The organism is Ottowia cancrivicina (genome assembly GCF_029813755.1).
In the GTDB taxonomy this organism is placed as follows: Bacteria; Pseudomonadota; Gammaproteobacteria; order Burkholderiales; family Burkholderiaceae_C; genus Ottowia; species Ottowia massiliensis.
Genome location: NZ_JARVII010000023.1, coordinates 18880 through 38092 on the forward strand (window position 1 = coordinate 18880; position 19213 = coordinate 38092).

Below are 19213 nucleotides of genomic sequence, written 5' to 3' on the forward strand. Positions count from 1 at the left end.
GACTGAAGCCAATGCACAAGGCATCAGTTCGAAAAATCAGCTTGGCGCGGCCTGAAAAAACTGAAGCGTGCAAGAGCAGCCGGGCCTACGACAAAGCCTGCTGTCGATGGCTGCTACGCGGGCCAGACATTTGCCAAACAAACACGCAAACGTACAAAAGACCAAGAAAAGCGAATTCCACGCCTTCAAGGTGAAGCCCAAAAAACTGGACGGTTGAGCGCAGCTGAAGAGCGGTTGGGAATTTTCAGGGCAGCCTGATTTCCTGCGCCTTGGGAGCGAAGGGCCATTTGCGGTTGAGTTCGGTGATGAGGCCGTCCACCTGTTGCAGGCTGGATTCCACGTCGGCGCGCAGGCTGCCAAGGTCGGCGCTGGCTTCGCGCGCGTTGCCAGCAATGGCCTGGGCGTCTTTCAGGATGGCGTCGGCTTTTTCCAGTGCCTGGCGGGTGCTGGCGAGCAAGGCATTAAGTTCGCTCACGCTCACGCGGGCGCCCGCCACGAGGCCGTCTTTGCCGAGCACTTGCTGGTCGGCTTTTTGCACGGCGGCATCCACGTGCAGGGTCAGCTCAGACAGGCGCTTGATGAGCTGCTGGCTGGTGGAGAGCAGGTCGCTGGCGCGCTTGGCGTCCATGTCGTCGCCAGTGAGGGCGCCGATGAGGCCGGTTTTGACGCCATTGACGCGCTGGGCGAAGCGGCGCAGCTGCATGACGGCGTTGTTCAATTCGGAGTTTTCGTCAGTCATGCGCTTGATGTTGCCGAGCACATCGCGCGCGTCGGCCACCATGGCGGGGATTTCGGCGGAGACGTCGCCGCTGAGGACTTCGCGTTCAGCATCAGGCGGCAAGGGTTTGTCTTCCAGCATGCCGGTGAAGGCGCGCAGGCGGGCGCCGCCGACCAGGCCGCGCTCCAGGGTAAAGACGCTGGAGGCGCGCAGCCATTTGATGTCTTTGACAGGCACGTCAACCACGATGCGCACGCGCGCGTCTTCGCCCAGGCCAAAGCTGCGCACGCGGCCAATGGGAAAGCCGGCGAAGGTCATGTCCATGCCGACTTGCACGCCTTCGGCGTCATCCGACAGGAGGATGAGGCGCTGCGTTTCTTCAAACGCGCCGCGTATCCACATCAGGTACAGGCCGGAGCACACGAGCAGCGCGACCGTGGCAATCAGCAACAGGGCAGCGCGCACTTGCAGGCGGCGCTCGGTGCGGGCCTGGGCGGCCGTGGGGGCGTCGTCATTGGCGCTGCCCGCGTCGATGATGGGCAGGGCGGCGGCGCTGGCGTCTTCGGTGGGAGGCAGGTCGGTCATGTCGTCAGTAGTAATTGCCAACGAGGGAGGCAATTTCAATCAGCAGCATCAGCGCGCACATTTGCACCAGCCCCTGCAGCTCCACGCTGGCGCGCGCGCGGCGTGGAATGTCGCGCAGGGCGTTGCCAACGGGCAGCAGGGCCACGGCAAAGGCGAAAAGGCCGGTTTTGAGCACAAAAATCATCAGCACCACGGGCGTGAAGATGTGCCCCACGGCCCGGTTGTAGGAAGGAATGCCCGCCAGCGTGAAGCCGTGCACGGCCAGATACGTCAGGATCAGCGAGATGGTGCAGCTCACCGCTGCCAGCATGATCACCGCGAACATGCCTGCCAGCACGCGCGGCAGCACCTCACGCTCCAGCGGAGATACGCCCCGGCGGCGCATGCTTTCCAGCGCGCCGCTCTTGCGCAGCTTGTAAAGCTCAGAGCCGCCCGGAACGCTGTAATTGATGGCCACGAACAACGCCGCCACCAACGGCACCAGCTCCAGCACCAGCACGCGCACCACCATGTTCAGCGCGTATTGCGACAGGCCGTAGGCAAAGGCTGTCACAACCACAATGCGGATAAGCACCACATTAAACAGCGCCATCAGCGTGGTAAAGCCTGCCAGCCCCGGCCCTGCCGCCGCGTAAATGTGCCGCAGCACCGCGCCGCCGCCCTGCCCGTGGTAGGACGATGGCGAAAACGCCAGCACCACCAGCTGCGCTCCTGTAAACAGCACTTGCCACCAACCCCTGCTCCACAGCAGAAAATTCTGCCCCAGCGCGCGCAGCCAGCGTGCCAGGCGGCCCAGCAACGAATGGGTTTGAGACAACATGGCGAAACGCGGGCTTATTTATGAATTGGTGAGAAATATAGAAAGAGCAGGCGGCGAGGCGCTTCAGACAGGCCAGCGGATGGGAAGCAGCGTGCAGCGTATCTTCAGTGCGCTTGTACCAGCGCTCCGGCCAGCGCGCCTTGCGGGGCCTGGCGCGTATTCAGCCGGAACTGCCACTGCCCGGCCAGCAGGCCATCGCGCTGAGACTGCGTCAAGACAGCGCGCCCCTCATGTGGACTAACGACCTTGCGGCCTGCGGGCAGCACATTCATGTCGCTGCCATCAGCCCCGCGCGCATAAAAACCTGCGCTCGTGACCGGCGAGGCCAGATTGCCAAAACGCAATTTCCAGCGCAGCAGGTTCGTTTCACGGTTGAATATTGCTACCAGCTCTCCCCGCCCGGCACCGTCGCCCGACAGCACCGCGCGCAAGGCCACGACTTCCGGCTGGCGATCTGGCGGCGTCTCATGCGTGGCTGCAGGCGCCGGCTCCATCTGGACCGGCGGCGCCAGTTGTGGCGTGCCGCACCCTGCCGCCAACCAAGCCGCGCACACGCACACACAAGCCAGCGCCAGGCGGTGCGGCATGCACTTGTCGTTTTGCTTTGCGTTATTCATGCACCCAATCGTAGCCGCCCCGGTATGCCCCGCAGAAACAGAACGATAGGGCGCGAGCTTGCCGTGACATGCGGACTGCAATAAGATTCATAGCCTTTGGGGCTGCATTGGTTTCGACGTGGGTTGGAATCGCAGCGGTGCATGTCGAGGTTCAGTCACCTCGTAAAACAGCTGAAACAAAGTAACTGCAAACGACGAACGTTTCGCACTCGCTGCCTGATTGCGGCGAGCCTCGCAACAGCATGCCGATGGGCTGGGCAAGGGCGGCTTGAAGCCGTCCCGGCTGCGAGGGAATCTTCACCGGCTGGCCTGCTTCCGGGCGCCTTGGGCGCAGGCGAGAAACAAGGGCGCTGGCCCTGCGATCAGCGTGCGTCTGCGCGGCTTGCAGGGTGAGGCACAAAACAGCACGCTAAACATGTAGATCTGCGCGAGGAAGATTTGCGGACGGGGGTTCAAATCCCCCCAGCTCCACCAATACCTGAAAACCCAACCCTTATCGGTTGGGTTTTTTTCTGCCCGTTTCCCCAGTGTTGGCGCGGTTCCGGGCGCTGGCCTCTTTAGCGGCATCCCTCTGGCGGTGCCCATTTCCGGGCCGTTCGGCCCCGTTTTCTCTCTCTGTTCTCTGTCCGGCTCTTTACCGAAAAACGCCTCAAACCCAGCCAAAACGCGGGTTTGCGCGCGTCCGGTTGCGTTCTTCGTCTGCTGGGGGCGACACGACCGAGAATGCAACGGGCGTAAAAAAACCGCCCGAAGATGGCGCGTGGTGAGGGTGCTGGTCGTCAGCTTTTGGCCTGGATCATCCTGCGTTGCTGTTGCCAGTCCAGCGGCAGACTGCCGTTGCGGATCAGGTGCTCCAGCGCGATTCCGCTGTCGCCGGTCAGGCAGGCTTCGACGACGTCCGGAGCCAGATGCACCAGCCGTGCAATGATGCTGACCCGCCCGGGGTTGAGTCCTTCGGCCTGCGCGATCTCGGTCATCGAGGTAAAGCGTCCGTCGTCGAGAAGGCGCTGCCAATAGTGCGCCAGCCCCAGCGCCCGCACCAAGGCGCTGTCCTGTGCTGCGATTCGGGCTTCGCGCTCCTGCGCAGACTCATCCGCGAACGCCTGTGGCGTGTCGAGTGGCGTGATGATCTTGCGGCGCACACCGCGCTTGACCAGCGCCCACGGAATGAACGTCTCCATCTTCACCCCGCCAGCCGGATTGGGGATCTGGAAGGTGACGGCTTCGCCGGTGAATTTGCCGATGTCTTTCTTGGCCATGTGCTGTCTCCTACGCGAAGGACTGGATGATCTGGCGCTGCTGCTGCCAGTCGACCGGAATAGGGTTGCGCTGAAACCAGATCAGCGTGAGTCGCCGGGGTTGGCGACCTGCGAGCAGTTGTTCGACGATGTCGGGGGCCAGCAGGGTCAGGCGCAGCAGTTCATTGACGGTGCTGTGGTGCAGACCCTCGGCCCGCGCAATAGCCGAACCGCTCTCAAACTCGCCCGCGTCCAGCAGGTGCTGCCAGTGGAAAGCCCGCGCCACTGCCTCAATGAGGGTCGGGTCGTGCGCTGCCGCGCCGGTGTCGGCCAGACGCCGGATACCCCGGCGCTTGAACACCAGCGGCACAAAGGTTTCGAGGGGGCCAGAATTGTTCATTGCGCCTCCACCTCGACCAGTTCTGCGCCGATGCTGTCCGGGGCAAATTCACCGATCAGCGCCTTCCAGCCCAGCTCGCGCCAATTCACTTTCAGGCCACCGGGGACGAGATCCACGCGCTCGACCATCAGGTTGACGATGCGGTGGCGCTCTGCCGGGTAGAGCCGCTCCCACATATCGCCCAGGCGGTGCATTGCCATCACCGCGACGTCCTCGGTGATCTGTGCGCCGTTGCGCTGGATGAACTGGCAGACCGCCGTGATCGCCTCGGGGCTGGCCAGCACGGATTTGATTTGTGCGACGGCCGCAGCCTCTACTTCGTCAGCCGGGATGCGCTCGTAGGTCTTGCCGCCAGCGCCATAGCGCACTTCCGACTTCGATACGTAGTAGCGGTACTTGCGCCCGTTTTTGCGCGAGTAGGTCGGGTACATCCGCTCGCCGGTCGGCGCGTACAGCAGGCCGCGCAGCAAGGCATCGGTGCGCGACCTGATCTTGGTTTCCACCGACCGGGCGTGCCCGTCCTTGGCCAGCAGTTCATGCACCTTGCCCCACAGACCGTGATCGATGATGGCCGGGTGTGCGCCGGGGTACCACGTGCCCTTGTGCGACAACTCGCCAAGGTAGATGCCGTTGCGCAGCAGCTTGTGCAGGTACTTCTTGTCGATGCGCGCACCGTTGCGTGTGCGCCCGTCCTGTGTCGTCCAGGCCTTGGTGGTGCTGCCCGGTGGCGGCTTGATCCGCGCACGCGGCGAGGCCACCGTGGGCGAAACCGTGTTCGTGCGCGACGACGTGATCGAGGGCGTCGCCCCGTCGCTGCCGATGGAAATCATCGACATCTGAATCTTTCCCTCAACCACCCTCGTTCCCCCTGAAACCCGCTCTGATGCTTCGGCATCGGGCGGGTTTTGCATTTCTGGAGCCCTGCAATGACCGAACCCGAACACCAACCCGCAGCACTCGTGGAGAACATGCTCCTGCTGCGCCGCGAGGACTTTGACGAGTTGCTGGACCGCGCCGCTGAACGCGGAGCCGAGCGTTGCCTTGCCCATCTCGGGCTGGAGAACGGCAGTGCCGCGAAGGACATCCGCGAACTGCGCGATCTGCTGGAAGCGTGGCGCGATGCCCGCCGAACGGCTTGGCAGACCACAATCAAGGTCGTGACCACTGGCATCCTGGCCGCGCTGCTGGTGGGGGCAGCCATCAAGTTGAAGCTGATGGGAGGCGTGCAGTGACTGCCAAGCCGAAGATCTACCTTCTGGACGACTGGCGGCGCGTGTTCCGACGTGCCTGGAGCATTCGCTTCTCGCTGCTGGCCGCTGCTTTCACGGCGGCGGAGGTGGTGGTGCCGCTGTTCGGGGATGTACTGCCGCGTGGCGCGTTCATGCTGCTGGCCTTCGCCGCCAGCATCGGCGCGACGGTTGCGCGCATCGTGGCGCAGCCGGAGATGCACCAATGATTCGGCCACCACAACGAAAAACAGTGGCCGCGCTGACCCTGTCCGCCGCCGCACTGGTCGGCATCGTGCTGCACGAGGGCTACACCGACCGCGCGGTGATCCCGGTCAAGGGTGATGTGCCGACCATCGGCTTCGGCACCACCACGGGCGTAAAACTGGGCGACACCACCACGCCGCCAAAGGCTTTGGCCCGGGCGCTCACCGATGTGCAGCAGTTCGAAGGGGCGCTCAAAACCTGCGTCACCGTGCCGCTGGCGCAGCATGAGTACGACGCGCTAGTGAGCTTCTCCTACAACGTCGGCAGCCGCGCGTTCTGCCAGTCCACGCTGGTCAGAAAACTCAACGCCGGGGGCTACGCTGGGGCGTGCTCCGAACTGCTGCGCTGGCGATTCTTCCAAGGCAAAGATTGCGCGCTGCCTGCCAATGCGCGCCTGTGCGGCGGGCTGGCCACACGGCGCGAGGCCGAGTACCGCCAGTGCATCGGGGAAGCGCCATGAGCCTGATCTCGTGGCCGTACCGCTGGCTGGCCCTCGTCCTGCTCGCCGCTGCACTGATCGGATTCGGCTGGATCAAGGGCGCGGGCCACGTTCAAGCGCAATGGGATGCCGCCGTCCAGCAACAAACCCTGCAGGTCGCCGCCGTCCGCGAGCGGCAGGCGCAAGCCACCGTCAAGGTCATCACCCAGTACGTCGACCGCGTCCGCGTCGTCCGCGAAAAGGGCGACACCATCATCAAGGAGGTTCCCGTCTATGTGCCCGTTCAAGCCGATGCTGCTTGCACTATCAACCGTGGCTTTGTGCGGCTGCACGACGCTGCCGCCGCCGGTGAACTGCCCCAGCCCGCCCGAGATGCTGATGCGGCCGCCGCAGGCATTGCGCTCTCTGCCGTCGCCGGAACCGTTGCTGCCAACTACCAGACCTGTCACGAGAATGCCGAGCAGCTAAGGGCGTTGCAGGAGTGGGGCGGGGAGATGACAGGAGGCACCAAGTAGCAAGCCAGGAGTCGTCCTAGACGAACCCTGATTTGAGGATCAAATATATTTAAACGCCATTCTTGACCGTCTGTATGTCAAACAGATTTATCTTATTGATCTTCTCCTCGTGAATCACGATGGTCAGCTTGGCCGGATACTTAAAGCGCATTTCACTGATTCTAAAAGTCCAAAGCATAATCTTCAGTAAATCCTCGTCACTGATTAGCTTATGCCCCTTGATGCGGGTAATACCAGAGCCAAATATTGTAGTTGACACGCTCCTCTGGCCATAGATCGAATTAACTCTATCCCAGAAGTTAATTAAGAACTCCAAATACTCCGGCATAGTAAGCACTGCCTTGTTGTCCTCATCAAACTTACTAAATGCGGTAAGCAAGAATTCTTCGTAAAAACATATTGTTCCGATCTTATACCGCTTTTTCTTTCCGGCTCGCCTGTTTTGATTTTCGCCGATTATCTCATCTTCCTGAAATTGATAACTCTCTATGTAATTGTCCAAATCAGCGACAGGCGTCTTTAGGATTTGCTTTACAAACACGCCATTGAGAGATCTACTGGAGATGACTCTTTCATCGACCAAGGTGTCAAAGTATTCGTTGAAAGCAATCACCTTAAGCCCCGGCTGCTGAAATATATCCCCAGCAACAACATTAACCTCACTCCCTTCAATGTTGATTGATACATTCCTGAGCCGATTAGACCAAACCCACACAAAAATATAGACGACGAGAAATGCTGCCACAAAAGCAGCAGCCTTATACCAAAGGCCATAGCTCGGCGCGGGCAAGCAGTCTTTTGGTATGTCGACAAATGGAAAAACAAAGGAGAGGAAGACACTTACGGCAGTAGCGTACTTGTAGAAGGTAGCTAATAGCCGTCGGTCAAAGAAGGCCACCTTTGTCATGCTTCACTTCCCTTCATAAGCACAGTCAGGGTTTGTAGAAGGAGACCCCGGAATCTCCTTTGGTTCCCACCATGAACTTTGCATTGTTAAGCGCCTTCTCTATCACGGATTTCTTATTCGGCACATGGAGAGTCGGCACGGAACTCATTGAGTCACGAAATATTGGAAGTTTGTCCCAGAGATTCTTTACTGCTTGCTTGAGGGCCTGATTGTCAGCGGTCAGTAGGTCTGACTCAGATGCATACTCGGGATAGACTACGATGACCGGAAGACCCTGGTCATTAATTCCGTAGTCGATTTCCTCTCTCAATGCTCGTGAGTTGGCAGTAGTAGAACTCAAGAACAGAACGATATTCTTGGAGTTTCGGAGGCGCTCCCTCAGTCTAGGCTTCAGAGTCGTTTCCCAATCACTCCCGTCACGTACGTTGTATGTTTTGTCATGAGAGTCATTGAAGGGAAAATCCGAATCCTGCCCCTTCCACATGCGTAGCTGGTTATAGTAAACAAAATCGCGCGTAGCGTGAGCACCGAGTGCGCTTGGATTGAAGGGCTCGGTAACATAGAAAGCCGAGTAGTTGCCGTTTTTATATGCCATTGTCACTCCCGTTGAAAGTTTGGATTTTGAAAAGTAGATCGCAGACCACGACCGACCGCAGCATCACGAAAGCCGACCGGTATTTGCCCGCCGTGTAGCAGCTCAATACCTCGGAGAAGTATTCCCTGTTGCGCGCATCGAAGATTTGACTCGCGCGCTGTTCTATTGAGTACTCATCCAGCATCGTCATCCCGTCCAAGCCGTAGTCATCAGCACTGCGAAGTCTCGCCGTGACAGTACCTCGGAACAATCCCGCCAGTCTTTCTCCGGTGGCTCCATCGTGCCCGTATAGCGCAGGTCAAATCCCGTCGCCTCTTTCTGAGCATTGATGAACTCGTCCATCTTTTCCCCGAGGGTTTCGATGTCCTCGATCCATTCGTCCTTGATGGTGTCTGGAACCGATCCAAACAAGTCGTAGCGATTGCGCATCCGCTCCGACAGGCGTTCGTAGATCTTCTCGTCCACGGTTTGCTCATTCACTAGGTTGAGCATATCCACGGTTTCGCGCTTCTGGCCGAAGCGCTTGATGCGTCCGATCCTCTGTTCGAGGCGAGTCGGATTCCACGGCAAATCAATATTGATCAAGGTGCCCAGCGTTTGAAGGTTGAGACCTTCGCAGGCCGCATCTGTAGCAACCATGATGCGGATCTCGTGTTCAGCCACCATTTTTTTGAGCGTTTCCCGCTCGCACGTCACGCTATCGCCACGTTGATACAAGCGACTGCGGCCTGCGCCTGCGTACAGGCCAATTGCTTCATCTGGGTAACGCGCGGCTAACTCGTCGGCGACCCACTTTGCAGTGTCGTAGTACTGGCTGAAGATGATGACCCCTAGCTCGCGCCACTTTTCTCTGTCCAAGTAATGAATAACAGCGTTGAGTTTTGGGTCTTCCTCAATGTGCTCTAGGCGACTGATCAGCCGGAGCAAAACCTCGCGCTCTTCGCCGCTTTCAACCTTCAGATCACCTTCTTGCTCATCTTCCTCTTGGTGGATCGTCCGGCCCTCCAAAAGCATTCTGGCGGTACTGAGTCCTGCCTGAATGCTGGAGCAAATGCGTTGCTCCATGAGGTTTTTCATGAACCCGCCGCCCTTGCCGCGCTTACCGAGTGCCTTACCAAACAAGCGCGCCTCTCGATAGGCTTCACGGAAGTTCTCATTGGTTCGCAGGGCCTTGGCTTCAAATAGCGCATCGAACCAACATGGGTCGCCTACAAGCTGGCGATCTGGATGAACGTCGACACCGACCTTAGTCAACAGTCCAGCCTCTTCGAGGCTGACGCGTTTGCGCAATACGACGTGACGCACCAATGGATTCTCTCGCTGGAATAGGGTGGCACCCGAAATTCGGCGCTCCAACTCATCTTCCAGGATCTCCCGGGTATCCTCCGTCAGATCTGTAGCTGTCTTGGTGGTCTGCCATTCCCCGTTGACGAGCCCCAAGTCCTGACGAATGGCGCTGAACAGCTTTCTCGCTCGCGGTTCTTGGGTGGAGTCAACCAGTGGTAAAGGCGATCTCAGCAGTTGCCAAGCAAATCCAACATCAGTGACCTCTTGCTCCCCGGAAAGGATAGGCAGCACTTCACGAGGCCGGTGCCACGGCGCAAAGTCATTGCCGAGGACAAAGTTGCCTTTGCCTTGATGGAGAATGCCGATCAAGTCCCATAAGTCCTCGGGCTGGGTCTGAACCGGCGTCGCAGTGCCCAGAAGAACGTGATCTGAGCGCGCCGCAATCTCACGCATGAACGCTAGCAGCTCATTCGGGGAGCCTGCATCCTTGCCGAAGCCTTGTCGACTGCGCGCCTTGTGGGCTTCATCAAGGATGACCAAACCGAAACGCAGGCCCAGGAGGTGCTGTTTCTCCAGGGAGTCCCGCATCATCAGGCCAGTGGAGACAATCCCAATCCGCAATGGGCACTTGGCTATCTGCTCGCGGCCTGCAGGTGAGATTACGCGTTCATCAGTGTCCCGCCAAACCTTGCGCAAGGTGTCCCAGCGCGCACAGGGGATCGCCAGCTTATCGATCATCTCTGTCTGCCATTGTTCGCACAGGGTGGCCGGAGCAAAGATCACCACTGGCTTGCGCGCCTGGTTTTCTCGATCCGCCAACAAACAAAGTGTCAGCGCTGCGGTACCGAGGGACAGCGTCTTTCCGAGCCCCACCTCATCGGCCAGCAGCAGCCTCACTACTTTGTGCTGCTGGTGGTGGCGCAGGCACTCGGTGATAAACCCCTGCTGCCAAGGCTGCAGCGACAATCCCTCGCGGTAAAGAGGCGATTCGATCAAGGCCGCTGGTGCGAGATCCTCCTCTTCGTCGATCTCGTCGAAGAACACCTCGCGGCGGTAGCCGCGCCGATGTACCTCGCGGATTACGGCCTTCGGAAGGGGCTTGGCGGCGTTCCAGAGAAAGTCGAATTCTTCCTCAATCCACGCCACACCCTCCGGGGATTCGTCTTCCCACAAAATCTCGTAGTGGCGTTGCCAGCCGCTGCGGGTCTCATTCATCGAGCCGATGAAACCCAGCTTGCGGCCATCGGCCAACTCAATGACACCTGCCTTGCCATGCACGAAGCCACAGATGCTGTCAGGCGCGACACGCACCGCTTGACCGTGCTTTTGAAGGAAAGCGTCGAGGCGACGGTAACGATCTCGATTGAGCAAGGCCTCCGCTTCGATGGCCTTCTCGTTCCAACGCCCCATCATCTTGGCTTCGCGTAGCTGCGCTACCTTCAGATCGTCGGGGTGGATGTCCACGTTGCAGACAATCTTGACCTCAGGAATGGTCTCCAGCAGTTCGTTGGCGACCTCAAACAGCGAGCTTGTGAAGTAGCCAGCGATACGCTTATAGCTGCGAGCCCCCTGCAGATGCTGCAACAGGAAGCTCCCGTCGAGCCGATGGGTCCGGGAGGAGAAGCGCCGGATCGACATTCACTTAGGCCCCAAACCGCAGGTTCTTGAGGCGTGCCCCCAGCACTTCAGCACCGGCGCGGACTTGCTCTTCCGGGGCTTTGCGTTCAATAAAGGCCAACAAATCCACCAGCAGTGAGCGCACTTCGAGGAAGTCGGCCATTTCAGCCTGCAATTGGCTGACGATGGCCTGCGGGTCGGTTTCCGCCAACACCTGTTGCACGCCAATGATCAAGCGCCCGAGTCGAGTGGCACCGAGCTCGGTGCTGTCGGTCAAGTCGCGGGAGGCAAACTCGGGCACGCGCTTCAGTCGAGCTTGATTGGCCGCCATACTGCCCATCACCCGGCTGTAGTCCTCGACCCGGAAGGCCTTGGCAAAGTTCTGATAGTTGTCGAGCTTGGCTGCACCGGTGGTTTCCATGTCCATCATGCGCAGCATGAAGCGCTCAATGCCCGTCAGCTTTGCCCATGTGTCGGCGGCCAGACCTTCGGGCACCAGCAGACTGTTGGCCGCTTCTGCCGCCTGCTGCACGATCTCATCGACCACTGTGACCTCGCCGCGCACGCGTGGGCGCAGTGCGAAAGCAGTCACGTCCTCGCCACCAATTTGCGTATAGGCCGTCAGCACCTTCAGCGCGGCGGCGTAACCTGCCATCTGCAAGTCGGAGTCGTTGAAAACGGGCTCGCCGTGTTTGCTCTTCACCTCGTCATTTAGGTGCATCATCGTTTCAATCTGACGCTGCACTTCGCTGCGCACGGCAGGGAGGATACGTTGCTTGAAGCCTGCACGATCACCTGCAGCACGCTTCTTCAGCATCAGAATCACGGTGCCCTGTACGTAGCCACCTTTCTTCAACTCGGACGTCGTTTCGGTGGCGATGTACCAGGCTGCCACGACCTGCAAGCCAGCAGCCCAGAAGATGCCGACCATGTCCGACCAAACACCCGTGTCCTGGTGGGTGAACATCACGCACTGCATGCCGTTGTCTGGCATGTGATCCGCCATCGCCTTGTAGGCGGCGACCATTCCGCGCCGGAAGTCCTCACCCGAACCCTTGATGGCCAGTGCGCGGCGTGAATCCCACACCCACTCATCGAATGGCTTGGGTGGGTTCTTGCGCAGCCAGGCGATGAAAAATTCAGTGATCTCGTGGTAGTTCACCGCATCGGCGTAGGGTGGGTCTGTGATCCAAAGTTCACAGCTTTGTGTGGGCCTTTCTGCAGGCGACGAGACGATGGAGCGCTCCACAGCGGGCAATGACGCCTCGGCCATCTTGAATGACGAGGCCCCGAAGCCCGCCCACGAGCGCGTTGCGTAATTGAAGAAGGTATTTAGTGCCTGATTCGAGAATACGCCTTTCGGTCCACCCAGTCCGCCGCCTTGCGATGTGGCCCAGCGACAAAGCCTTGAGTTGAAATCGGCCGCCTTAGCCAGATTAATCCAGCCCAAGGGGGCGGAGCCTGAACTTCTCCATGTCTTGATTGAGATCGCTTGAAGCAGGAGTTGCCGCGCATTAAAAAGATGGTGCCAATGCGTCCACCCACGTTCACGACCGAGGCGAGTTGTTTCAGAACCAGGCTCTACAGCCATGTCCGGCGCCAACCCCTCTGCCTGCCATTGGGTAAGATTCTCAGAGACCAGCTTTTCCACCTGGCGCTCACGCGCGAGGTCGGCCTCGGTCACTGTGGAGAAATAGGTGATTTGCCGAAAAGCGTTGATGGACTTTTTAGTGATCCATTGAATGGCGTAGAGGCGCTCCTGAAAGATGTCATCGGGTCGTGGATGAAACTCATCTTTCTCCCAACGACGCAGGCGATTGCCGGTATTGCCATCCGCATCACGGAAATCACCGCGCAGCGTCTTGATCGGTGAGCGATAGGTGCGACCGTTGAGGGTGTAGACCATGTCCCCATCTTGCACGGTGCCTTTATCGGCAGCCGCGATCTGTGCTGCAGATGCTCCCGTGACGACTTCGATGTCGAAACGCTTGTTCTTCTCGTCAGGGATGAGCTTGGCAACCGCGCCTTGTTTCGGCGAGATCACCCAACTCGGCGAGAGCGGAATCATCCATCCGGTCTCAGGGCAACGCGTTTCCAGGCAGTAAAGGTACGCCTTGGCACGGTTGCCTTTCTCGTCATGTTCGACGCCTAGTTTGGTGATCTCCTTGTCGATCACATCAAACACAGCCTGTTGATCCCGATCAATCTCTGCCCGGCGCTCGGGGGAGGCTCCGATGACATTGAGTGCGCCCCAGGTCAGCATGCACGCAATCGGGTTCAAATCGGAGGCATAGGCGTCGCAGCCAATGCGTGCTGCTTCAAAGGGAATCGAACCACCGCCACTGAAGGTATCACCGGCCCTCGGCCGATGGCCGTAGCGTAGCATGCCCAGTTGTTTAACCAGTTCGGCAATGTTGTTGGCGTTGATGCCTAAATGCGCGTAATGCTGGTTAACGGCCTCCCACGCCGGAGCGTAAAGCCATCCCTGATCTACTTCTTCAGGGCGTTTGCCCAGACCGGCCTTTTCCTCGTAGCTACCAAAGGTCGCCAATGCTCTGCGATAGAGCACCAGCTTGTCATCGTCGGTGATGTCGCGCCGCCAGCCACGTCCGGAAAAATAGCGCTCGGGGTCGCTGATGGGGATCAGTTCCTGCAAGCGCGTCGCGGACAGCGCGTTTTCAGCTAGCGCACGCCTTGCGAGGCTTTCCTCATCGAAGGCCATCAACTTCTCGAACACCGCGAGGTCTTGTTCAGGGTCGTCAGTCGCGGGCAGCAGGCTGCCAAGCACGATGGCGCGCACCAGGATCAGAGGTTTACGCCCTTTCCAATAGGAACCCAACCCAGTCAGCGTCTGGGCAGCAACCGCTTTACGTTCGGCTTGCGCCTCGAACGAGACTTTTTGCGCAGGGAACACCGATTCAATCAGGGCCGGTGCGTCCTTGAGCGCCAGCGGAACTAGGGGAGTTGTTGTTCTTACCGCTTCATTCATTTTTCATTCGTTCCCAAATAGGTCCAAGATCGGGCGGTCGCTGTCGTCGCCCGCGCGTTGACGCCGCGCCTTGGGTTGCAGCAGTTCGCTTTGTGCGACGTCGCCTAGCGCGTGGCGCAACGCCAACCGCCAACCTTTGTCACTGTCGTTGATGCCGCCTGTGCTCATGGCCGTCATGCCAAAGAGCCACCAGCGCTCTTCGGGGCGCAGCGCCAGCCAATTCCTCACGGCGACCGGCACTTTCTCAATCTCCATGTGTTCCACGGCCCACGCGAGGACACAGAGCTCCTTGCCCAACAGTCTGTCCACTGGGTTGTCGCCGACTTTCCAGGCGCTAGGCTTGAGCCCGTGCCCATTGAGCCGGGCATTGAATGCGCGCTGAACTTCTGAGCGGATGGCCGTCCAGCGTGGTCGATCCAGCAACACGCGGTCGATAACCGCGTGCTCATCGGCGGTGGCTTGCATGCCGAGGTACTCACTGATCTGCACGCGCCCGGTGTTGCTCCGAGGAATGATGACCTTAAAGTGATGCGGGTCCGAGGTGGCAGGCACGCCAAAGCCCAGCGTAGGGTGCAGACTCTTCTGCCCGACCGCTTTGCTTTTTGCCGCGCTGCTTGCCGCCTTGGATTTAGTCATCTCTTTAGTTCTCCTGAATAACGTCGCCGGGCTTGAGCTCAATGCCCACCAGCTTGGCGAACTCTTTGGCAGCAAATCCGGTATCGAACTGGATGCCATCGGCAATGGTGATGGCGACCGGCGCTTGGTCTTCGTTCAACACCTGACGAAGGCTGTTCACCACACCCTCAATCATTGCTGCGGTTACTTCTCGCTCTTGAAAGCGAATGGTCACAGTGTTTTCACCCTCGCCAATCTCAATGCGGACACCCTTAAAGCGAGTGCCCGGCTGATCACGGAAGCGGTTGATGACGCCATAGACACGGTCAGTGGTGTCGAGCGCGACTCGCTTGGATTGCAGCTTGGCTGGCTTGGTATCAACGATCTGAACCGTCTTGTCGCCACTTGCAGGAACCTGAAAGTCCGCTGTCTTGTTGGCTTCACCAGCGCGTGCATAAACCAAGAGGCGTACCGCTTGAGGCCCGATCTCGAACGGCCCCTCGTAGGGCGTGCCGTCCTTGGGATTGGAACCATCCAGCGTGTAGAACAGATCTGCCTTGGGCGTGCTCGCCAAGGTGATGCGCCGCTTGTCAGCGGCTGGATCAACCTGGTGGCGAATCTTGAGATCGGCAGTCCACCGAACAGGCGCACCGGTTTCGTACTGGCCGGTCTGATCTTTAGCCAGGAAGTAGAGCGTTCCTTCTCCGGTCGTGAAGCTATCGAGATCGTCCACCGCTTTCCCGGTAATCAGTTCCTCTGGCCGGGTTGCATAAACGACCATTGGGCTTTCGCCTGCGTGCCGAGGGGTGAGACTCAAGATGGTCTCGCCGGTGTCGGGATGGCTACCGACCACGGAGACGTTGACAGTGGTCTTGTCTTTGGGGAACGGTCCCTTTTCGACATACCCATCCTCACCCAATCGCCAGCGCCCCTGCTTCAGTGCCTCCGTCTTGAGGGTGTCCATACCGCCGCTACCGGGCATCCAGGGCCAAACGGGATTGCTCTTGGCACGGCTGACGACGTCCTTCCACGGGGTGCGCCGGTTGTCCTTTCCTGATGGCCAGAGGTATTCCTCAGCCATCGCAAAGTATTCATTAAAGTTCTCGGCGAGATCGGCTGCGAGTTTGTAGTTGGCGCGCGGACTGGCGAGCAGGGATTCGATCTGAGCCTCAGCGGATTGATCTCCTTTACCCAGCTTCAACCCGTTGTCGATGGTGACTGGCGCGAGAAACTCGCGCCCATCCAGATCATCAACACTGGGGAAGTAGACGCGGTTGTATGCTGCCGACAGGGCTTTCTCGAAGCGATCTTCGGCTTCTTCCATTCGGTCGCGTGCTTCCTCAAAAAGCGTGTCGCCAGCCTTCAGCCGTTTATGAATCTGCTCAATGGCATAGAGCTCCCGCAGGCGATCCTCGACCGCATCAGCCATATGACTGTCCTGGCCTGTAAGCACAAGCAGGTTGTTCTTCTCCTGCTGGTAGTCGAAGAAGTTCTGCAGTTCGCTCGGTGGCACCTTGCCGTCTGGCTTGATGACAATTAGCGTTCGCGGCCCAGTGAGCTTCAGCTCGTCTAGCTTCGGTAGTACCTGCACATCCTGATAGGCGTTGCGCCGCTCGGGCTGCAGGATGCCAGTCAGTCGGTTGATGAGCGCCTGGTCAACCTTGGGCTGCGGTACTTCCTTGGCGTTGCGTTCGATTTGGCGCGAGAGGTTTTCCGTTTCCTTGATGAAGAAACGCTGATCCTCGCGGTGGAGATACCACGCGTGCTCACGGAGTCGTTGCAGCGCCTGGAGAAATTCATCCGCCTTGCGGTTGGGCGCGGCCAGGAACTCGATGATTTCGCTGTCGGACAAGCCAATCCGCCCACCGACTGCGCGCGACAAGGACGATGCCAATAGCAGCGTCATCACTTGCTGGGCGGCATCGCCGTCCAGTTCGTCATCGATGGTTTCCGCGATGGCATTACCGTTGTCGGCGATGTCGCGGGTGAGCGCTGGCATCAACTTTGGCGCGATGCGTTCGATCTCGTCTTTGACTTGATCGTCATTGAGTGCCAAATGCTGGGTGCCGATGAGGAAAACGTCGTCTGCCTCCCGTTCCGCAACACTCTTCAATAACCGGGCGGTGAACTGCATCAAGCCACGGGTCTGGCGGAAGCCTTCGTTCTCCTTGAACAGGGCGACCAGATGCTTGAATGAGGGATGGAACGGATAGGTCTCGCGAACTTGCTCGGCAATCTGTTCCAGGCTGGCGGCGACAATGTAGCCCCCATCTTCGGCCTTCTTGATTTGCTGGGCGTATTCGTCGGCGATGTCGGCGATAACGCGCTCGTCAGGAAGTTCGTCAATCAGGCGCTTCTTGAGGATCTCGTAGATCTCGTTACCGGCCAGTTGCACCGGCGTGATCGTCATTGCCTGGCGGCGGGTTTCCTGCTGCAGATTGGAAATGGCATCCGCGAGAGCCTTGGTCTGCGCTTTGTAGCTGCCGGAAAGGTTGGCGACGACGATGGCGCAGTTGGGCAACTCAAGCGCGGCACTCATCAAGCTGCTGAGGCTGTAAACCACCATGTTGGCGAGCGTGCCCTGTCCAAACACCTGGGTGCTGGCGTTGTCAAGGTAGGGGGGTAACTCGTCGAGCAAGATTAGCGTGGGCTTGTCCCCAATGATTTCTTTCCACTGACGTTGGTCGACCGCTTTGGGGCCATTGACCCAGTAGGGCTTAATGGCCTCTGCTTCGCCTAGCTGCGTCGCGATTTCGCCCCAGATGTAGTTGTCGGGGTTGTTGCGACCGTTGAAAGCGGCGATGCGGGCCTGACCGAAATCCACGCGATCACTCAAGTCAGTGGCAAGGACTTCCGGACGCAGATGAGGATGCCGCGCCAGCAGACCAAGTGCGATCATCATGTGCGTCTTACCGCCACCCATTGCTTGGGTCAGTTCGAAGACGGCCTGATCAGACTTACCGGACAGGCGCAGTAGGCCTTCGCGGAAGAGTTGCTCCATGCCGTGCGTGACGAAGTTGCGCGAGAAGAACTCTCTACCGTCACCCGCGTCATGAATCAGATCGGCCAGGTTCTCGATGCCCTGACTCATCCGGTAGTCTTGAATGACCGGATTGAACCGGCAGGCCTGCTTAACCGTCTTGATCATGAACGCTCTCCACTCTTGTTCTCGGTTTCGGAGTCGGGGATGGCAATGCCTCGCTGCTCGCAGTAGCCACGAATCAAGACCTCGATCATGTTCGCGATGGAGCGATGCTCCGCGTGAGCTGCGACGCGCAATGCCTCCTTCAAGCTCGGATCGATCCGAAAGGTCAGCGTGGCGGTTTTGCTGTTGGCCATAGCCTCTCCTGACTCCACTGCAAATGTACTGCATTCTACAGTATTGCTCATTCTCCAACAAGAAGTCGGCGTCTGCCGTCAATCGTGCGGGGGTTGGTCGGGCAGGAGCGAAGAACTGCGACGTGGCACCCCTGGCTTGGCGAAAAAGCTGCGCGCCAACGCCAACCCTCTTGGAGGGGTGGCTTGAGGCGAGTGGAACCATGAGGAATGCCATTCAGGAGTCGTGGACCGTAAGGGTGCAGGGACTCCATGAACGCGCTTTTTAACCAAGAAGCCAAGTGCCGGATGTGCGATTCGGCCAAATCGTCGAATCCACGCCCTCAAGGCCAAGGCGTTACTATCTGGCTCGGATTGCGGACGCGGGTTCGGTTCCGTGTTCCGCCACCAATACCCAAAATCCCACCCCTTATCGGTTGGGATTTTTTTTGCCCGTTCCCCCAGTGTTGGCGCGGTTTCCGGGCCTGGCCTCGCAAACGTTCTCGAGGCCATTTCCTTTGTTGGCGAGGGTTTAAAAGTCTGGCTGGAAAACGCAGGTGATCAAGCGCAGTGAACGGCATAGTTTTAAGACGCTGCCCAAGCGCTGGATTGTGGAGAGGACCTCTGCCTGGCTGAGTCAATCGAGAAGATAGAGCAAGGACTACGAGGTCACTGTCGCTTGAAGATCGCTTGCGTTCGGCGCACGGTCAGGCTTCTGAGCTGATTGAGAACAAGCTCTCAAAGCGGCGGCGTGCGCGGGCCAATACGGCGGTGCTGACATATACACGGCGTCCGCCCGCAACAGGGCCTCGGTGGCGGTCATCACGTCATCAATCAACAGCACACAGCGGCCTTGCAGGGCGGGCAGGCGCGCCAGAAACTGGGCGCCGAACCCGGCCGGCTGCAAGGCATCTTCATCACGCTGGACCCCGCGCGCGACACGCCCGAAGTGCTCAAAGCCTACGTGGCCAGCTTTGACGAAAGCTTCATCGCCCTGACCCCGCGCAGCCCCCAGGAGCTGGCCGCGCTGGCGCGCGAGTTCAAGATTTTTTACCGCCAGACG

General features: G+C 59.1%; 17 protein-coding genes, 1 other RNA gene and 2 pseudogenes. 7 read left to right on the top strand and 13 right to left on the bottom strand.

From position 1 onward, the window contains the following. Nucleotides 1-244: 244 nt before the first annotated feature. From QB898_RS10255 to QB898_RS10265, 3 genes are all read right to left on the bottom strand, one after another. A complete protein-coding gene (locus QB898_RS10255; RefSeq protein WP_279524875.1) occupies nt 245-1303 on the bottom strand; it encodes an MlaD family protein in 1059 nt (352 codons plus the stop codon). 4 nt (nt 1304-1307) lie between these two features. Then, nucleotides 1308-2123, bottom strand: a complete 816-nt coding sequence (locus tag QB898_RS10260) for an MlaE family ABC transporter permease (RefSeq protein WP_279524876.1) — start codon at nt 2121-2123, stop codon at nt 1308-1310. A 104-nt stretch (nt 2124-2227) separates the two neighbouring features. After that, a complete protein-coding gene (locus QB898_RS10265; protein WP_279524877.1) occupies nt 2228-2740 on the bottom strand; it encodes a CHRD domain-containing protein in 513 nt (170 codons plus the stop codon). Nucleotides 2741-2838: 98 nt separating this feature from the next. On the opposite strand from QB898_RS10265, the gene ssrA reads away from it, so the two are divergent. Further along, nucleotides 2839-3214: a transfer-messenger RNA gene (gene ssrA / locus QB898_RS10270) on the top strand. Between the two features lie 305 nt (nt 3215-3519). Here ssrA and QB898_RS10275 read toward each other — a convergent pair. The 3 genes and pseudogenes from QB898_RS10275 to QB898_RS10285 all read right to left on the bottom strand — a co-directional run. Then, nucleotides 3520-3999 carry a LacI family transcriptional regulator gene (locus QB898_RS10275; protein ID WP_279524878.1) on the bottom strand — a complete coding sequence of 160 codons (480 nt, stop codon included), beginning with the start codon at nt 3997-3999 and terminating at the stop codon, nt 3520-3522. A gap of 10 nt (nt 4000-4009) precedes the next feature. Beyond that, nucleotides 4010-4378: a site-specific recombinase resolvase gene (locus QB898_RS10280; protein ID WP_279524879.1), complete on the bottom strand. Its 369-nt coding sequence runs from the start codon at nt 4376-4378 to the stop codon at nt 4010-4012. Further along, nucleotides 4375-5100 (bottom strand): annotated as a pseudogene (locus tag QB898_RS10285) (recombinase family protein); the annotation flags it as partial. The pseudogene QB898_RS10285 and the gene QB898_RS10280, both read right to left, overlap by 4 nt. A 204-nt stretch (nt 5101-5304) precedes the next feature. Here QB898_RS10285 and QB898_RS10290 point away from each other — a divergent pair. From QB898_RS10290 to QB898_RS10305, 4 genes are read left to right on the top strand one after another with little or no spacing between them, the layout of a single operon-like run. Beyond that, on the top strand, nt 5305-5610 hold the full coding sequence (locus QB898_RS10290; RefSeq protein WP_115075718.1) for a DUF6127 family protein: 306 nt from the start codon (nt 5305-5307) through the stop codon (nt 5608-5610). Beyond that, a complete protein-coding gene (locus QB898_RS10295) occupies nt 5607-5834 on the top strand; it encodes a DUF7940 domain-containing protein (RefSeq protein WP_279524880.1) in 228 nt (75 codons plus the stop codon). The genes QB898_RS10290 and QB898_RS10295 overlap by 4 nt, the downstream gene beginning before the upstream one ends. Further along, a complete protein-coding gene (locus tag QB898_RS10300) occupies nt 5831-6331 on the top strand; it encodes a lysozyme (RefSeq protein ID WP_428982800.1) in 501 nt (166 codons plus the stop codon). The genes QB898_RS10295 and QB898_RS10300 overlap by 4 nt, the downstream gene beginning before the upstream one ends. Continuing rightward, nucleotides 6328-6825 carry a hypothetical protein gene (locus tag QB898_RS10305; RefSeq protein ID WP_279524882.1) on the top strand — a complete coding sequence of 166 codons (498 nt, stop codon included), beginning with the start codon at nt 6328-6330 and terminating at the stop codon, nt 6823-6825. The genes QB898_RS10300 and QB898_RS10305 overlap by 4 nt, the downstream gene beginning before the upstream one ends. Before the next feature lie 49 nt (nt 6826-6874). Here the strand turns inward: QB898_RS10305 and QB898_RS10310 are convergent, their stop codons facing one another. From QB898_RS10310 to QB898_RS10340, 7 genes are all read right to left on the bottom strand, one after another. Beyond that, entirely contained in the window at nt 6875-7732 is an 858-nt protein-coding gene (locus tag QB898_RS10310) for a macro domain-containing protein (RefSeq protein WP_279524883.1), read from the bottom strand. 25 nt (nt 7733-7757) lie between these two features. Beyond that, nucleotides 7758-8327 carry a TIR domain-containing protein gene (locus QB898_RS10315; protein ID WP_279524884.1) on the bottom strand — a complete coding sequence of 190 codons (570 nt, stop codon included), beginning with the start codon at nt 8325-8327 and terminating at the stop codon, nt 7758-7760. Nucleotides 8328-8513: 186 nt separating this feature from the next. Next, a complete protein-coding gene (locus QB898_RS10320) occupies nt 8514-11252 on the bottom strand; it encodes a phospholipase D-like domain-containing anti-phage protein (RefSeq protein ID WP_279524885.1) in 2739 nt (912 codons plus the stop codon). A 4-nt stretch (nt 11253-11256) separates the two neighbouring features. Continuing rightward, nucleotides 11257-14220 (bottom strand): anti-phage-associated DUF1156 domain-containing protein, encoded by a 2964-nt coding sequence (locus QB898_RS10325; protein ID WP_279524886.1) that lies wholly within the window; start codon nt 14218-14220, stop codon nt 11257-11259. Nucleotides 14221-14223: 3 nt separating this feature from the next. Next, the gene (locus QB898_RS10330; RefSeq protein WP_279524887.1) at nt 14224-14856 is read right to left on the bottom strand and encodes an anti-phage-associated DUF3780 domain-containing protein; all 633 of its coding nucleotides are present in this window, start codon (nt 14854-14856) and stop codon (nt 14224-14226) included. Between the two features lie 4 nt (nt 14857-14860). Further along, nucleotides 14861-17983 carry an anti-phage-associated DUF499 domain-containing protein gene (locus tag QB898_RS10335; protein WP_279524888.1) on the bottom strand — a complete coding sequence of 1041 codons (3123 nt, stop codon included), beginning with the start codon at nt 17981-17983 and terminating at the stop codon, nt 14861-14863. After that, nucleotides 17980-18225 (bottom strand): type II toxin-antitoxin system antitoxin, encoded by a 246-nt coding sequence (locus tag QB898_RS10340; protein ID WP_279524889.1) that lies wholly within the window; start codon nt 18223-18225, stop codon nt 17980-17982. Before QB898_RS10340 ends, QB898_RS10335 begins: the two co-directional genes overlap by 4 nt. Nucleotides 18226-18704: 479 nt before the next feature. On the opposite strand from QB898_RS10340, the pseudogene QB898_RS10345 reads away from it, so the two are divergent. Both QB898_RS10345 and QB898_RS10350 read left to right on the top strand, forming a co-directional pair. After that, nucleotides 18705-18800 (top strand): annotated as a pseudogene (locus tag QB898_RS10345) (IS5/IS1182 family transposase); the annotation flags it as partial. A gap of 203 nt (nt 18801-19003) precedes the next feature. Further along, nucleotides 19004-19213, top strand: a 210-nt coding sequence (locus tag QB898_RS10350) for an SCO family protein (protein WP_279524890.1), incomplete at its 3' end; no start/stop codon positions are given.

What these genes read in the sequence shown, in the direction of transcription:
- QB898_RS10255 (WP_279524875.1), bottom strand. Translation starts at nt 1,303, where the DNA reads ATGACCGACCTGCCTCCCACCGAAGACGCCAGCGCCGCCGCCCTGCCC.
- QB898_RS10260 (WP_279524876.1), bottom strand. Translation starts at nt 2,123, where the DNA reads ATGTTGTCTCAAACCCATTCGTTGCTGGGCCGCCTGGCACGCTGGCTG.
- QB898_RS10265 (WP_279524877.1), bottom strand. Translation starts at nt 2,740, where the DNA reads ATGAATAACGCAAAGCAAAACGACAAGTGCATGCCGCACCGCCTGGCG.
- QB898_RS10275 (WP_279524878.1), bottom strand. Translation starts at nt 3,999, where the DNA reads ATGGCCAAGAAAGACATCGGCAAATTCACCGGCGAAGCCGTCACCTTC.
- QB898_RS10280 (WP_279524879.1), bottom strand. Translation starts at nt 4,378, where the DNA reads ATGAACAATTCTGGCCCCCTCGAAACCTTTGTGCCGCTGGTGTTCAAG.
- QB898_RS10290 (WP_115075718.1), top strand. Translation starts at nt 5,305, where the DNA reads ATGACCGAACCCGAACACCAACCCGCAGCACTCGTGGAGAACATGCTC.
- QB898_RS10300 (WP_428982800.1), top strand. Translation starts at nt 5,831, where the DNA reads ATGATTCGGCCACCACAACGAAAAACAGTGGCCGCGCTGACCCTGTCC.
- QB898_RS10305 (WP_279524882.1), top strand. Translation starts at nt 6,328, where the DNA reads ATGAGCCTGATCTCGTGGCCGTACCGCTGGCTGGCCCTCGTCCTGCTC.
- QB898_RS10310 (WP_279524883.1), bottom strand. Translation starts at nt 7,732, where the DNA reads ATGACAAAGGTGGCCTTCTTTGACCGACGGCTATTAGCTACCTTCTAC.
- QB898_RS10315 (WP_279524884.1), bottom strand. Translation starts at nt 8,327, where the DNA reads ATGGCATATAAAAACGGCAACTACTCGGCTTTCTATGTTACCGAGCCC.
- QB898_RS10320 (WP_279524885.1), bottom strand. Translation starts at nt 11,252, where the DNA reads ATGTCGATCCGGCGCTTCTCCTCCCGGACCCATCGGCTCGACGGGAGC.
- QB898_RS10325 (WP_279524886.1), bottom strand. Translation starts at nt 14,220, where the DNA reads ATGAATGAAGCGGTAAGAACAACAACTCCCCTAGTTCCGCTGGCGCTC.
- QB898_RS10330 (WP_279524887.1), bottom strand. Translation starts at nt 14,856, where the DNA reads ATGACTAAATCCAAGGCGGCAAGCAGCGCGGCAAAAAGCAAAGCGGTC.
- QB898_RS10335 (WP_279524888.1), bottom strand. Translation starts at nt 17,983, where the DNA reads ATGATCAAGACGGTTAAGCAGGCCTGCCGGTTCAATCCGGTCATTCAA.
- QB898_RS10340 (WP_279524889.1), bottom strand. Translation starts at nt 18,225, where the DNA reads ATGAGCAATACTGTAGAATGCAGTACATTTGCAGTGGAGTCAGGAGAG.